This is a genomic window from Gemella sp., assembly GCF_057272915.1.
Genome location: NZ_DBHIUF010000006.1, coordinates 23,258 through 38,661, shown reverse-complemented (window position 1 = coordinate 38,661; position 15,404 = coordinate 23,258). Strand labels below are relative to the sequence as shown.

Annotated in this window: 14 protein-coding genes; 10 read left to right on the top strand and 4 right to left on the bottom strand. The window is 30.7% G+C overall.

Annotated elements, in window-relative coordinates; genetic code table 11:
- The first annotated feature begins 311 nt into the window (after positions 1–311).
- The 10 genes from lysS to yajC all read left to right on the top strand — a co-directional run bounded on the left by lysS (position 312) and on the right by yajC (position 9,689).
- Positions 312–1,811, top strand: coding sequence for a lysine--tRNA ligase (lysS, locus tag ACO6OL_RS03815; RefSeq protein ID WP_371452952.1), 1,500 nt, complete (start codon positions 312–314; stop codon positions 1,809–1,811).
- Between the two features lie 170 nt (positions 1,812–1,981).
- The gene (ftsY, locus tag ACO6OL_RS03810; protein ID WP_485502190.1) at positions 1,982–3,043 is read left to right on the top strand and encodes a signal recognition particle-docking protein FtsY; all 1,062 of its coding nucleotides are present in this window, start codon (positions 1,982–1,984) and stop codon (positions 3,041–3,043) included.
- A 216-nt stretch (positions 3,044–3,259) separates the two neighbouring features.
- A complete protein-coding gene (locus tag ACO6OL_RS03805; RefSeq protein WP_485502189.1) occupies positions 3,260–3,763 on the top strand; it encodes a PTS sugar transporter subunit IIA in 504 nt (167 codons plus the stop codon).
- 40 nt (positions 3,764–3,803) lie between these two features.
- The gene (locus ACO6OL_RS03800; RefSeq protein ID WP_485502188.1) at positions 3,804–5,243 is read left to right on the top strand and encodes a tetratricopeptide repeat protein; all 1,440 of its coding nucleotides are present in this window, start codon (positions 3,804–3,806) and stop codon (positions 5,241–5,243) included.
- 10 nt (positions 5,244–5,253) lie between these two features.
- Positions 5,254–5,454 carry a YqgQ family protein gene (locus tag ACO6OL_RS03795; protein WP_314160502.1) on the top strand — a complete coding sequence of 67 codons (201 nt, stop codon included), beginning with the start codon at positions 5,254–5,256 and terminating at the stop codon, positions 5,452–5,454.
- Positions 5,455–5,460: 6 nt separating this feature from the next.
- The gene (locus tag ACO6OL_RS03790) at positions 5,461–5,748 is read left to right on the top strand and encodes a DUF1507 family protein (RefSeq protein WP_485481156.1); all 288 of its coding nucleotides are present in this window, start codon (positions 5,461–5,463) and stop codon (positions 5,746–5,748) included.
- 1 nt (position 5,749) lies between these two features.
- Entirely contained in the window at positions 5,750–6,964 is a 1,215-nt protein-coding gene (locus ACO6OL_RS03785) for an FtsW/RodA/SpoVE family cell cycle protein (RefSeq protein ID WP_485502187.1), read from the top strand.
- A gap of 164 nt (positions 6,965–7,128) precedes the next feature.
- A complete protein-coding gene (gene queA, locus ACO6OL_RS03780) occupies positions 7,129–8,157 on the top strand; it encodes a tRNA preQ1(34) S-adenosylmethionine ribosyltransferase-isomerase QueA (protein ID WP_314160499.1) in 1,029 nt (342 codons plus the stop codon).
- A 22-nt stretch (positions 8,158–8,179) separates the two neighbouring features.
- Positions 8,180–9,334 carry a tRNA guanosine(34) transglycosylase Tgt gene (tgt, locus tag ACO6OL_RS03775; RefSeq protein WP_314160498.1) on the top strand — a complete coding sequence of 385 codons (1,155 nt, stop codon included), beginning with the start codon at positions 8,180–8,182 and terminating at the stop codon, positions 9,332–9,334.
- Positions 9,335–9,425: 91 nt separating this feature from the next.
- Positions 9,426–9,689, top strand: a complete 264-nt coding sequence (yajC, locus tag ACO6OL_RS03770) for a preprotein translocase subunit YajC (protein ID WP_314160496.1) — start codon at positions 9,426–9,428, stop codon at positions 9,687–9,689.
- Between the two features lie 433 nt (positions 9,690–10,122).
- Here yajC and ACO6OL_RS03765 read toward each other — a convergent pair whose 3' ends face one another.
- The 4 genes from ACO6OL_RS03765 to glyA form a co-directional block, all read right to left on the bottom strand.
- A complete protein-coding gene (locus ACO6OL_RS03765; RefSeq protein WP_003145014.1) occupies positions 10,123–10,593 on the bottom strand; it encodes an S-ribosylhomocysteine lyase in 471 nt (156 codons plus the stop codon).
- A gap of 114 nt (positions 10,594–10,707) precedes the next feature.
- Positions 10,708–12,021 (bottom strand): uracil-xanthine permease family protein, encoded by a 1,314-nt coding sequence (locus tag ACO6OL_RS03760; protein ID WP_485502186.1) that lies wholly within the window; start codon positions 12,019–12,021, stop codon positions 10,708–10,710.
- A gap of 34 nt (positions 12,022–12,055) precedes the next feature.
- Positions 12,056–13,417 carry a guanine deaminase gene (gene guaD / locus ACO6OL_RS03755; RefSeq protein WP_485502185.1) on the bottom strand — a complete coding sequence of 454 codons (1,362 nt, stop codon included), beginning with the start codon at positions 13,415–13,417 and terminating at the stop codon, positions 12,056–12,058.
- A gap of 392 nt (positions 13,418–13,809) precedes the next feature.
- Positions 13,810–15,027, bottom strand: coding sequence for a serine hydroxymethyltransferase (gene glyA / locus ACO6OL_RS03750; RefSeq protein WP_485502184.1), 1,218 nt, complete (start codon positions 15,025–15,027; stop codon positions 13,810–13,812).
- Positions 15,028–15,404 lie beyond the last annotated feature (377 nt).

Here is a 15,404-nt window from a genome sequence, read left to right as displayed (position 1 = left end):
ATTTTTGAGTCACTACCATATTTTAATATGTATATTAAACTTTTATTCAAGAGTACATTATATATTATTTTTTTCTATATAACAATAGTTTGTGAGAAAAATATCAGGAGTATGTTAGAAAATCGAACATGAAGTATTAAGGAGAAAAAATACATTAATATTGACTATAAGTTATTTATAGTATTAGTAACTAATTATAGTAAGAAATTTTAGTAAAATTCTTCTTAAAGATTTAACAAAATAATTGAAAATATGTTATAATAGAGTGTATCTGATTAAAAATACTAGATTATACTAGAAAGGAATTTAACATGACAGAAGAAATTAAAGTAGATGTACAAGATTTAAATGATCAAATGCTTGTTCGTCGTGAAAAAATGGAAGCTATGAGAGAAAGTGGTTTAGATCCATTTGGAACTAAATTTGAAAGAACTCACCTTTCAAATGAAATCGTAGCAGAATATGATAAATATAGTAAAGAAGAACTAGAAGAAAAAAATATCTCTGTAACAATAGCAGGACGTATTATGACAAAACGTGGTAAAGGTAAAGCAGGATTTGCTCACGTTCAAGATCTAGGTGGTCAAGTTCAAATTTACGTTCGTCAAGATAGAGTAGGAGATTCTTATGAGTACTTCAAGACTCTTGACCTTGGAGATATCGTTGGTGTAACAGGAGTATTATTCAAAACTAACGTAGGCGAATTATCTGTTAAAGCTGATAAATTCGAAATTTTAACAAAAGCACTACGTCCACTACCAGACAAATTCCACGGACTTAAAGACGTTGAAGAGCGTTACAGAAGAAGATACGTAGACTTAATTATGAATGAAGAAAGTAAAGAAACATTTATTTTACGTTCAAAAATTATTCAAATTATGCGTAGTTACTTAAATGAACGTGGATACCTAGAAGTTGAAACTCCAATGATGCACTCTGTTGCAGGTGGAGCTGCAGCTCGTCCATTCGTAACTCACCACAATGCACTAGATATGCAATTATTTATGCGTATCGCACTTGAATTACCATTAAAACGTTTAATCGTTGGTGGTCTAGAAAAAGTATATGAAATTGGTCGTGCATTCCGTAACGAAGGTGTTTCAACACGACACAACCCTGAATTCACAATGATCGAGTTATATGAAGCATATGCCGATTACAATGATATTATGGACTTAACTGAGTCTATGATTGCATACATTTGTAATGAAATTCACGGTACTACTAAAGTTATGTACGGTGAAGATGAAATTGATTTAACACCTAAATGGCGTCGTGTACATATGGTAGATGCTATTAAAGAAGTAACTGGTGTTGACTTCTGGCCAGAAATGACAGATGAACAAGCTCATGCACTAGCAAAAGAGCACAATGTTCCTGTTAGAAAAGATATGAAAGTTGGACACATTATTAATGAATTCTTTGAAACATTTGTAGAGGAAACATTAGTTCAACCGACATTTGTTTATGGTCATCCTGTAGAAGTATCTCCATTAGCTAAAACTAATGCTGAAGATACAAGATTCACTGATCGTTTTGAGCTATTTATCGTTAGACGTGAACACGCGAATGCATTTAGTGAGTTAAACGATCCAATCGATCAAAAAGAAAGATTCTTATCTCAAATGGATGAAAAAGATGCTGGTAACGAAGAAGTTTATGAAATGGACGAAGACTTCGTAGAAGCATTAGAATACGGTATGCCTCCAACAGGTGGATTAGGAATTGGAATTGATAGATTAGTTATGTTATTAACTAACTCAGCTTCAATCCGTGATGTATTACTTTTCCCATACATGAAACATAAATAAGAAAACGTTGATATATCAAGGTTTAAATAGAGTACCTGATAAAAAAAGGGCAAAAAAAGGGCAAATATTTATAAAAATTAAATCTCCCTAAAATTTAGGAAGCTTTAATAGAAAATTAAAGGGAGCTTAGTCTCCCTTTTTGTATATAATAAAATAGTAAGGAGTATCTAATGGCAAGCTTTTTTGAAAGATTAAAAGAAAAATTTTCTGCTAAAGAAGAATTAAATGAGGAACTGATTTCACTTGATGAATATGAAGAGTTGGTTGAGAGTCAGTTTGTAACTGAAAAATTTAAAAAAGGTCTTAAGAAATCACGTGATAATTTCTCTAATGCACTTAATAACTTAATTAGTTCATATAGAGAGATTAATGAGGAGTTTTTCGAGGATTTAGAAGAATTGTTAATTCAATCAGATGTTAGTTATAACACTGTATTAGAATTAGTTGATTACTTAAAAGCTGAATCACAAAGACAAAATTTAAAAGAACCAAGTGAACTACAAAGTATGATTATAGAAAAACTTGTAGATGTCTACATGGAAGGAACTGTAAAATCTGAATTAAACTATGCACCAGAAAAAGAGCTTTCAGTGTTCTTATTTGTGGGAGTTAATGGGGTAGGTAAAACAACTTCTATTGGTAAACTAGCCCATAATCTTAAAAAAGAAGGGAAAAAAGTACTTATAGCTGCTGGTGATACATTTAGAGCAGGTGCAATTGATCAGCTTGATGTATGGGCTAAACGTAGTGGTGCTGATATAGTTAAATCACATGAAGGAGCTGATTCAGCAGCGATAATCTTTGATGCGATTCAATCTGCCAAAGCAAAAGGTTATGATGTATTATTATGTGATACAGCTGGTCGTCTACAAAACAAAGATTACCTAATGAAAGAACTTGAAAAAATTGTTCGTGTAATTAAGAAGGAAGTTCCAGAAGGTCCTCATGAAGTACTATTAACAATTGACGCGACAACAGGACAAAACGGTATACTGCAAGCTAAAACATTTAAAGAAGTTAGTGATGTTACAGGAGTTATCCTTACTAAACTTGATGGAACTGCTAAGGGCGGTATTGTTATAGCTATTAAGAAAGAATTAGGAATACCTGTTAAACTTGTTGGTTTAGGTGAAAATATTGACGATTTAGAAGTATTTGATCCTGAACAATATATCTATGGATTGTTCTATCAAGAAAATACTGAGAAAAATGAAGAACAAACAGAAGAATAAAAATTAATAATAAGTTTCTAATTATCCACTTTATAGGACAATATAGATCTGTAAAGTGGATATTTTTTATTATATATTTTTATAAAATTTTTATAGTGAACAGATAGAAATATTTTAATATTAAATTTCAATTATTTACTTAAAATTAATTGAAAAAAACGTAATAAAAGTATATAATAGATATATTAAGAAGGCAATCATATATGGAGGATTAAAATGGGATTTTTATCTAAATTATTCGGAAAAAAAGAAGAACAAGTACAAGAGTTAGTATTAAACTCATACATGAAAGGTAAAGTGGTAGAAATTACTGAAGTACCAGACCCAGTATTTGCTCAAAAAATGATGGGAGATGGATTTGCAATTATTCCTGAAGAAGGAAAATTAGTATCTCCAGTTGCAGGAGAAATTATCCAAGTATTTCCAACAAAACACGCGTTTGGTATTAAATCAGGTGAAGTAGAACTTCTTATCCACGTTGGATTAGAAACAGTTGCGATGAAAGGTGAAGGTTTCGATGTAGCTGTATCTGCGGGAGATAGAGTTGAAGTAGGTCAAACTTTATTAACTTATGATTTAGAATTAGTTAAGGAAAAAGCTAAGGATATTATTACTCCTTGTGTAGTAACTAATATGGATGCAGTAGCTAGCATCGATGTATTAAAATTAAATGAATCTGTTGATTTCTCACAAGAAGTAGCAAAATTAAAACTTAAATAGACCTAGGTCTATTTAAGTTTTAATCTTAGTGGCAAAATTTATGAATGACAAAAAATTTTGGAAGATTATTTATCTATATATAACTAAATATAATTATAATATATTATATTATAGACCAGAAAAGAAAGACGTCTGGCTTATTAATGAAGATAATGAATTAATAAGATTTATATATGGAGATAACTTTAAATCAACAGAAATAGATAGTATAGTTTCTAATGTAATTAGAAATGAAGTTAGACTAAAAAAAATGTTTAAACTGAGTAGTTTAAAAATGAAGATTCTTTATGTTTCTCCAGATTTCGATGAAGTTTTAGATGATTACAAGAAATATAGAATTTCAAATAGCCTAATTATTGAACGTGTACTTTATAATGAAAAGAACAGTAAGCTATTTTTAAAAGAAAAAGATTTTAGATTTATAGAAGATACACCCGATACTTTAAGATATAAAAATAGAGTGGTAGAACTTTATAAACGTCAGGCATTAGATAGAAATGTATTTAATATAAAATATAATGTCTTATCAGGAATTTATTTATTGTTATTTTTAATGAATTTTATAGTAATTTCCTTATCAAGTAACAATTATTCGTTATTTGATTATATAGACTATAGTTATCAAAAAATAATAAGTGGACAATTTTATAGAATGTTCTCAAGTGTTTTTATTACTGATAATTCTATGAAGTTATTAATAATATTGGCATCTATTTTTGCAAGTTCTATTCTTTTCAATAAAACGTTGAATATTTTAAAAAGTATAGGAATATTATTTGTAGTATCATTTATTTTTAATTTATTATTGATATTTGGGTATTCAGGGATACTTGATATTGCATTGATTTCAAATATAGCATTATTAGGTTCGATTTTTATGGAGCAACTTAGTAAGAAAAATGATAATTTGAAATTCATGTACTCTGGAGCGATGTCAATAGTTTATTTGGCACTAGTATCTTTATTATTTGAGACTTCAATAGTCCTGTATATATTTTCTTTTATATTAGGGGTCTTTTTAGAACTGATATTAATGAAAAAAAGGAATATAGTGCTTGTGCTTGCAGCTCTACTTGTTTTTAGCTTTTTAGGTGAAGTATTACTATTAGTAGGTGTTAATACTAAGGGCTTAGTGAATAGATATAGAGTAGGTAGAGTTGATAATAGATTGGTGAAAGTATACACAGATGATGATATATTTAATTTAGAAAAAGAGTTAACATCAAAAAACAAATCTGTACTTACATATTACGAGTTAGGTATGGTAAAAATGACTAGTGCAACTAAACAAGATGCAAAGAAAGTTTTCCTAGAAGGGGTAAATTTTGATAATTCATTTGCACCGATTTACTATAATTTGGCAATTATTGAACGTCAAGAGGGTAATTATGATAAGGCTAAGGAATATGCTCAAAGGGCTTATGAGTTGGATAATAGAGAAAGAAATAAAAATCTAGTAGATGAGTTGAATAAATTTTAAGGTGATGTAAATGATAAATTTTTACGATTTGCAACAATTTTTAAAATCTTTTGGTATAATAATATATATGAAAGATAGAAAACATACATTAAGTATGGTAGAATATGAAGTAAGAGAGCTAAGACGCTTAGAATTAATTTCAAAAGAAGAATTTATAAGAGCAATAGCAATTATACGACATGAAGTTAATTACGAATTATCAAAAGGATAGGTGAAAATGATGGAAAATAACCTTATTTTTATTAAGGTACGAAAAAGAATAGAAGAAGATGTTATGAAGATAGAAGAGATGATTAATGCTTGTGTATCTGTAAAAGGTCAGAGAAAATGTCCACTGTATCAAGATGTTATAGATACTCAAATTTATGGTCTTTCTAAAGAAATAAATATAGCGGTAGAAATTGGGTGTATTTCTGAAGAAGCTGGTCGTATTATTTTAGCTGATTTAGAAGATAAAGCTAGTGAAATGTATGCTAGTGTAATCGCAGAAAGTAAAGCAAATTAATATGAACTTTTTAAAGAAAATACATAGATCTATTAAACATGAAAAAAGACATGTAAGATTAGATTGGATGGTTGCATTAACATTATTAGTTTTATTAGTATTGAGCTGTATGATGGTTTATAGTGCGAGTATGATAGGAAATAAATACGGAACATTTACATCGGGTGTACCAGTTAGTGAAACTTATTTTCTACAAAGACAGGCTATGTGGGTAGTGATTGCTTATTTTGCATTTTTATTTTTTTCAGTAGCTATACCGTTTGAAGTTTTTAAGGATAAGAGGGTACTGAAAAATGGGTTTATTGTGATGGTAATTTTGCTGTTTATACCTCTACTTATGCCAGCTATTAATGGAGCGAAATCATGGATAAGAATAGGAGGTTTGAGTTTCCAACCATCAACATTATCACAGTTATTTATCATTATGTACATGGCATATATATTAGAAACTAGAAAAGAAAAATTACGTCAGATTTGTACTAGCTCGGAGTTACTAAAAATATTTAGTATTCCTCTTGCTCTTGTAACGTTAATTGCAGTGCAAAATGATACAGGAATGATGCTTATTACATTATCTGTAATGGGGATAATGACTTTTTGTTCGAATATGCATTCGCAAAATGTGAAAAAAATTATTTCACTTGCTTTAATCGCTGGAGCCGCAGTACTTATGTTGTTTATGCTAAAAAGTACGCTTTTTGGCGGTGGAACGTCTTATAGAACAAATCGTCTTAAAGTGTTTTTAAATCCTTTTTCAGAAGATTTGGCAGCAGCAGCAGATCAAGTTATAAACTCGTATGTTGCTTTTGGTAATGGTGGATTATTCGGAAGAGGCTTGGGTAATTCTATTCAAAAATTAGGTTATCTACCTGAGGCTCATACGGACTTTATCTTAGCGATTATTGCTGAGGAATTAGGATTCATCGGAGTACTATTTGTAGTATGTTTATTACTTATAATAATAGGGAAAGTTATTTTTTCTGGTACGAAATCTAGAAATACTTTCTCAGCTATGTACTCTATAGGATTTGCTAGTTTACTAATAGTCCAAGGGGTAGTTAACATTGGTGGTGTAACGGCATCTATTCCAATGACGGGAGTTCCGTTACCGTTTATTAGTAATGGTGGTAGTTCTATTTTAATACTTAGTATAGGATTAGGAATAGCTACCAACATTTTGGCGCATGTTAAGTATTTGAGAAGTAATAAGAAATAAGAATAAAAATTCGAATTGATATGCATAATATTGATTCGAATTTTTTATAATTTTTATTTTGAAATTATAAGAAATTGAAAAAATTATAATTTCTAGTGGTGAGACTTGCTAACTTAAGACAATCAAGCTATAATAGTAAAGGTAACTTTTAAAGGAGATTTTAAATGAAATTAGAACAATTTGATTTTTATTTACCTGAGGAACTTATAGCACAGACACCTCTTTTAAAAAGAGATACGAGTAAGTTGCTTTGTGTAGATAGAAAAAATAATTCACATGAACATAAAGTTTTTTCGGATATTATAGATTATTTTAATCCTGGAGATACTTTAGTATTAAATAATACTCGTGTAATGCCAGCGCGATTATATGGTGCTAAAAAGGATACGGGTGCTGCAATAGAAGTGCTTTTATTAAAAAATCTTGGTCATAATGATTGGGAGTGTCTTGTAAAGCCTGCTAAAAGAATAAAAGAAGGTAGTATAGTATCTTTTGGTGATGGTATAATGGAAGCAGTCTGTACCAAAGTATTAGATGATGGATTTAGACATTTTGAATTTAAATATGAAGGGATTTTCCAAGAAAGATTAGATGAACTTGGGACTATGCCATTGCCACCATATATTAAAGAGAGATTAACTGATAAAGAAAGATATCAAACAGTGTATTCGAAAGAGGTAGGAAGTTCAGCGGCGCCAACAGCAGGCTTACACTTTACGAATGAATTATTAGAAAAAATAAAAGAAAAAGGTGTAAATATAGCTTATTTAACCCTTCATGTGGGACTTGGAACATTTAGACCTGTAGCTGTAGAAAATATAGAAGACCATGATATGCATTCTGAGTATTATACTTTAGATGAAGATACAGCAAAAATAATTAATAAAACAAAAGAAAATGGTGGAAGAGTATTTTCTGTAGGAACTACTTCAACAAGAACATTAGAAACAATTGCACGAGATAATAATGGGAAGATTGTTGCGGCTTCAGGATGGACCAATATCTTTATCTATCCAGGATTTGAATTTAAATGTGTTGATGGATTGATTACAAATTTCCATTTACCTAAATCGTCGTTAATAATGCTTGTCAGTGCATTTTATGATAGAGAAAAAGTTATTGAATTATATAATATAGCAGTTAAAAATAAATATCGTTTCTTCAGTTTTGGAGATGCGATGATAATAATATAGTTATTGAAAGGAAAAATTTTATATGAGAGATGTAAAAGAAAATGCAGTTTGGTATGAACATATAAAAACTTGTAAACAATCGGGTGCGCGATTAGGGATAGTACATACACCTCATGGTAGCTTCGAAACACCTGTATTTATGCCAGTTGGGACGCAAGCTACTGTAAAAGCAATGTCACCAGAAGAAGTAAAAGGAATGGGAGCAGATATTATTTTATCTAATACATACCACCTTTGGTTACGTCCTGGTGAGGAGATTGTTGAAAAAGCAGGGGGACTTCATAAATTTATGAATTGGGATGGAAGCATCCTAACGGACTCAGGAGGATTCCAAGTATTTTCTCTAAGTGAGATGAGAAAAATAGAGGAAGAAGGAGTTCATTTTAAAAATCATTTATCCGGAGAAAAATTATTCTTATCACCGGAAAAAGCTATGCACATTCAAAATGCACTAGGTTCTGATATAATGATGGCTTTTGATGAATGTCCTGATTATAACCATGATTATAAATACATTCGTCAATCTGTAGAAAGAACAAGTCGTTGGGCTGAGAGATGTCTACAAGCGCATAAAAATCCAAAAACACAAAGTATTTTTGGTATTGTTCAAGGAGCAGGATTTAACGACCTTCGTGAGCAAAGTGCTAAAGACTTAGTAAGTATGGACTTTCCTGGATATGCTATTGGTGGTTTATCTGTTGGTGAACCAAAACATGAGATGTATAGAGTTTTAGAACATGTGACACCTTTATTACCAGCTAATAAAGCGAGATATTTAATGGGAGTAGGATCTCCTGATGCTTTATTTGAAGGGGTGCTAAGAGGAGTAGATATGTTTGACTGTGTGTTACCAACGCGTATTGCACGTAATGGAACATGTATGACTTCAGAAGGGCGTGTCGTAGTTAAAAATGCTAAATACGCAGAAGACTTTACACCACTTGATCCCGAGTGTTCTTGTTATTGTTGTAAAAATTATACAAGAGCTTATCTTCGTCATTTATTTAAAGCTGATGAAATCTTTGGAGCAAGATTAGCGACAACTCATAATATTCATTTCTTAATCAATATGATGAAAGATATACGTCAAGCCATTAGAGAAGATAGATTATTAGATTTTAAAGAAGAATTCTTTGAAAAATACGGACTAAATCAAGAAAATCCTAAAAATTTCTAAGAATTTAGTAGAAAAAGAACATAAAAGGTTTATTTTTTACTGAGTATATAGTAGAATAAATATATATATATTAATCAACCGGAGGTAAAACATGCAATATTCATATATTAATATTATTATGATTGTAGTTCTTTTTGCATTCATGTATTTCATGATTATTAGACCACAATCTAAAAGAAATAAAGAATTAAAACTTCTTCAAGATTCATTAAAAGAAGGAGATAGAATTGTAACTTTCGCAGGAATTTACGGAGACATCGTAGAAGTAGGAACAGTAACAGTAAAAGTAAGAATTGCACCAAAAGTAGAAATCGAAGTAGACAGAAATTCTATTCGTAGCTTAGTTGCAAAATAATAAATATTTAAGGGAGTGACTCAAAAATCGTGATTTCGAAGAAATCGATTTTGTCGAGTCCCCCCCGCAAAGTTTATTAGATATCTAAAAAGCTTTTATAAAGCGAATTTAGATATCAATAAACCACTGCGTCTATGAGTTTTTATATAAACCTTGTTAAAATTTAGGTTTTTTGGATCATCCCCTTATTTTTTTGAAAATTTTTGCTAAATTCTTAAGGGTTAGATTAAGTATAAAGAGCGAGAATGAAATTTAGTTTTTCAAAAATTCATAAATTAATATTTATACAGAGTAGTTTGTTGTTGTTTGAATTTTCTGTATAAGAAATGAATAAATTTAATTTTAAGATAAACAAAAATTTGTACTTTGTTACATAGTTAAGCAAAGAATCAAGAGATTAATTCAAAAGGTTAATCTCTTGATTCTTTATTTTTTATTTACTAAAAACGTTTTTCCATTCAGAACGTTTTTCTAAGAATTTTTTAGCTTCTATTTGAGCTCCTTCTAAAGAGTGAGATGCAGCCCATCCGCATTGTACTTCATTACATGCAGGAACTTCAGTAGCAACAAGAACATCTTCTAGCGTTTTCGCAAGTGCTTCTTCAACTTCTTCGTAACTATCATTGTTAATTACTGATAGGTAGAAACCTGTTTGGCATCCCATTGGACCAAAATCTAGTACATTATCAAGGTGATTTCTAATAAGTTCAGCGATTAAATGCTCTAAAGAATGTAGATTAGGCATCTCTAAGTGTTCTTTATTTGGTTGGCAAAATCTAATATCATATTTATATATTTTATCTCCATTATCCCCAGAATATACACCAACTAATCTAATATATGGTGCAACAACTTTAGTGTGATCTAGGTTAAAACTTTCAACATTCATTTTCTTTTCTGTCATCGATATATCTCCATTTCTGTAATTTAATTAGCAGTTATAATTATACTATATTTTTGGAAAATATAAAATTAATAAGAATAAAACTGATGCTCGTCTGAACATCAGTTTTAAATATTATTTTTCTAACGGAATAAGTTTATTCATTATTATTGCTACAATTGCACCAACAGCAATAGGAGAGCCTATTAAGTATTGAAGTAATTGTGGAGCACTAGCTTTTAATTCTGCTGGAATGAATAATAATCCAATTGTAAACATTAAAGGTACTCCGATAATGTATAATTCTCTTTCAGAGAAGTCTAGATTTTTAACAACTCTAAATCCGTTCAGTAGGATTATGATACATACCACTGAGAATACCCCACCGATAACTGCCGAAGGAATTGAATTAATAATAGCAGAAAGTTTACCTAAGAATGATAATCCGATAAACCAGAATGAAGCCATAACAAACACTTTTCTACTAGCCACCCCAGTAATAGAAATAATCCCAGCATTTGTAGAGTAACCAGTAACAGGAGTTGCTCCGACTAGAGCAGCAGCTAAACATCCGATTCCTTCCCCGATAACACCTTTGTTAACTTGAGTATCGCTTAGAGGCTCGTCAATAACTGAGCTTACTGCATACCAAGTTCCTGTAGTTTCAGCTAAAAGTACCATGTAAATAATAATCATTGTGATAATAGCAGAGATTTCAAAATGTATACTATAATCTAAGAATAATAGTTTTGGCATTGAGAAAAAGCTAGCATCTTTAATTCCTTGAGTATTAAAACCGCCCATTAAGTATGCAGAAAATGTTCCGATAGCTAAGGCGATAATTACTGAAGAAATTTGGAAAATTCTTTTGAATTTATTAACGTAATTTCCTAATGTAGAAAATAGAATTAAAGCAGCGGCTGTAATAAATGCTAATAATACATTTTGCTTCATTGTCAGACCATTTCCTTCGATGTAGATATTACTAACAAATGCTGAAGGAAGTAAAGTTAATCCTACAATCATAATTATTGTTCCACTAACAATAGATGGAATATAATTTTTTACTATATATTTATAAATACCAGAATATCCAAGTAAGATTACTAAAATAGCTCCGACAATACTTGCTCCAAGAACAGTACCAAGATTTTTAGTTCCCATATATATACCAATAATAGCTCCAAGAGGGATAAACGATGGGCCTTGACAAACCGGTAATCTTAGGTAGAATAATACCTGAATTAAAGATGCGATACCAGCACCTAGAAAAGTAGATTGTATTAAACCAGTAGCATCACCAGGTGATAATGCAATAGCTGTTGCTAAGATAAAAGGTGGTACGTAGACATCCATTGCAAGGACGTGTTGTAAACCAAGGATTAGGGACTGTGAAAATGGAATATTTTCTTCGACACCTATAGTTAAATGTTTATTTTGTTTCGTCATAAAAAACGTAATCTCCTTTTTTATTTTTATATTATTAATCTTTTTTTAGAATTTGTTTACCTTGAACCCAGACTTCACGAATGTTTTCTGAAGTAGAAAGGTATAATATTTTTTGAAGAAGGTGTTTGTCTTCTTCATTATCTAAATAATTTGGAAGTTTATTTGTCGGTATATTTATATCGATGACTTGGAAATCGCAAATATAGCCTTCTTTAAAAAGTCCAAGAGGTAATTTTAAAGCTTCACCCCCACCGGTAGTTGCAAGATAAAATGCTTCAAATACACTCACTTTAGAATCATGATTACCACGATAATGAGAACCAAGACTATTGTCAACTCCATCATTTAACATCCTACTAGCCATGACTGTATGTTTTATATTGTCGTAAAGGCTAGGGGAAAAACCTCCTGAGATATCGGTACCTAAGCAAATATTTAAACCTTGTTTTTTTAGTTTGTTAACAGGTAAAACTGCATTAGCAAAATAAGAGTTAGAAATAGGGCAGTGACAAACCGATGATTTATTATTTTTGAAAATATCAGCATCTTCTGAGTTAATAAAATTTCCGTGAGCCATTATTGATTTATCTGTCAGTAATCCAAATTGATTTAGGATTTCAGTATCTCTTTTTCCAAAGCGTTCAAGAACGAAGTTATGCTCCCAATCACTTTCGCTACAATGACTTTGTATATAGCAGTTATATTTCTTTGCTAATTTTCCTAACTCTAAAAGAGCATCGTCTGTACAGCTTGGAACAAAACGAGGAGTAATGACTGGATATACACCTTGAGGAACATCTTTTGAAAGTTTCTGCACATCATTAATAAACTTCTCGGTATTTTCAATAGCTTCTTTTGTACTATTATCTCGATAAAAATCAGGATTCATAGTTTTATCATCCATTACAACTTTACCGACAAAAGCTCTTTGTCCCAGATTAGCACAAATTTTCGTTAATTCGAGTGTAGCCTCATTATGGATAGTTCCAAAGTACATTGCAGATGTAGTACCATTAGCTAATAATGTTTTTACTAGGTCACTATAGACTTCTCGAGCGTAGTTGATATCTTCATATTTTGATTCTAAAGGGAAGGTGAAATTATTTAGCCAGTGGCTTAATTCATCGTCTAAGGCAAGTCCGGCTTGTGGCCATTGTGGTGCATGGATGTGTAAATCAATAAAACCAGGCAAAAGCACTTTATCTTTAAAATCAATAAAGTTATTGTCTTTTGAGTATTTATCTAATATTTGTTGATAATTTTCATCTTCTTTTCTAATAATTTTAGAAATAATTCCATTATCAGAAACTAAAAGTACAGTATGTTCTAGAAATTCAATTTCGCCATACTTTGGACTATGAAAAAAAGATGCCTTAATAATTTTTTCGGTTTTCATATTTTTATTTCTCCTAAAGAATTTTTATAAATATAACATAAAAAACGAACGTTGTCAACACGATAATATAATTTTTAAAAATATTTTTTTATAAAACGAATATTATATCTATTTTAAAAATATAAAGTTCGTAAAAAACGGAAGTGACTCAAAAATCATGATTTCAGAGAAATAATATGTACCCCTTTCACTGATTTGTTCAGTAAAAGGGGTACATATTAAACATGATTTTATCGAGTCACTTCCCGCAGTATTTTATTAGATATCTAAAAAGCTTTTATAAAGCGAATTTAGATATTAATAAACCACTGCGTCTATGAGTTCTCATATACACTTTTTTAAAATTTAGGATTTTTGGGTCAGCCCCGTTTGCAATATTATTGATGATATTTTTATCTAAATTCTTTTCTTTCTTTTGCTACTAGAGTTGCTACTCTTTCTTGAGCTTTTTCTAGATAGCTTTCACCTTGTTTTAATAAATCACAAATGATATTTGTAATTTCAACAAAGTCTTCTTCTACATAACCTTTAGAAGTCATAGCAGCAGCTCCTAGACGCAATCCACTAGTTTTCATAGGTGGTAATGTATCGAACGGAATACCATTTTTATTACATGTGATTTTAGCTTTACTTAATAGGCTACTAGCATCGTGTCCAGTAACATTATAAGTAGAGTATGTGTCAATAAGACATAGGTGGTTATCACTACCATTTGATACGACAGGAATATTGTTAGCTTTAAATGCTTCTACCATTGCTTTCATATTTTTAACAACTTGTTGTTGATATACTTTGAATTCTGGTTTAAGAGCTTCGGCGAAACAAATCGCTTTCGCAGCAACAACGTGCTCTAATGGTCCACCTTGTGCACCAGGGAAAATCATTTTATTAATTTTAACTGCGATTTCCTCATTGTTAGTAAGGATAATACCACCACGTGGACCTCTTAATGTTTTATGCGTAGTAGATGTAACTACATCAGCATAAGGTACTGGGTTTGGATGTAAGCCAGCAGCTACTAAACCAGCGATATGAGCCATATCAACCATTAAGTAAGCACCTACTTCATCAGCAATTTCTCTAAATTTAGCAAAATCAATTACACGAGAATATGCACTTGATCCAGCAATAATCATTTTTGGTTTGTGTTCTTTAGCAACACGAAGGACTTCGTCGTAATCGATAAGATGCGTATCTTTTGTCACTCCATAAGAAACAGCATTAAATAGTTTCCCTGAGAAGTTAACTTTGCTACCGTGAGTTAGATGTCCACCAGCATCCATACTCATCCCTAAAACTGTATCACCAGGTGTTAATAAAGATAAGTAAACTGCGATGTTTGCACTTGATCCTGAGTGTGCTTGCACGTTTGCGAATTTAGCATTATAAAGTTCTTTTAATCTATCGATTGCAAGAGATTCTATTTCGTCAATTACTTCACATCCATCATAGTATCTTTTTCCAGGATATCCTTCAGCATATTTATTTGTTAAAATACTTCCTGTCGCTCTTAGAATATCTTTCGAAACAAAGTTTTCACTTGCGATAAGTTCAATGTTAGTATCTTGTCTATGTTGTTCTTTTTCAATTAATTCAAAAATTTTATCCATAATGGTACTCCTTTAATTAGTAAAAATTAAGAATAAAGGAAAATAATGCTCTTAGAAAGGGAGTGACTCAAAAATCGTGATTTTGAAGGAATCGATTTTGTCGAGTCCCCCCCGCAAAGTTTATTAGATATCTAAAAAGCTTTTATAAAGCGAATTTAGATATCAATAAACCACTGCGTCTATGAGTTCATATATGAACTTTGTTAAATTTTTAGGACTTTTGGGTCAGCGCCATATTAAAAACTATCTATACTATATAAAAAGATATAATTTTTTAAAAAGCTAAAGCAAATTAAAATTTCTTTTATTCTTTGTTTAATAATAATATCATAGTATGAGAAATAAATAAACTAAAAAATAATAGAAATAGTCAAAAT